General features: G+C 66.1%; 1 protein-coding gene. It reads right to left on the bottom strand.

Annotation, left to right across the window (positions count from 1 at the left end):
* The coding region (locus BLJAPNOD_RS34940) for a hypothetical protein (RefSeq protein ID WP_199566106.1) at window positions 1-236 on the bottom strand (236 nt) is incomplete at both ends.

The following is a 236-nucleotide window of genomic DNA, read 5'->3' as shown; positions in this document are numbered from 1 at the left end:
GGTTCATGAAGCCGTTGGCAAGGATGTTGCGGCCGGTGACCACCGGCAGCCGGTTCGAGCGGGTGGCGCCGTCATCATCATCATCATCGTCGTCGTCGTCACCGCCGTTGTTGCCGCCGTTGCCATTGCCGTCGTCGTCGTCATCGTCACCGCCGCCGCCACCGGCATTGTCGTCATCGTTGTCATCCTTGCGGCCGCCGGTCGAGGGCAGGTTGCCGAAGGACGACAGCCGCGGG

It is taken from the genome of Ensifer sp. M14, assembly GCF_003355565.1.
In the GTDB taxonomy this organism is placed as follows: Bacteria; Pseudomonadota; Alphaproteobacteria; order Rhizobiales; family Rhizobiaceae; genus Ensifer.
This window is presented reverse-complemented; position numbering and strand designations above follow the sequence as displayed.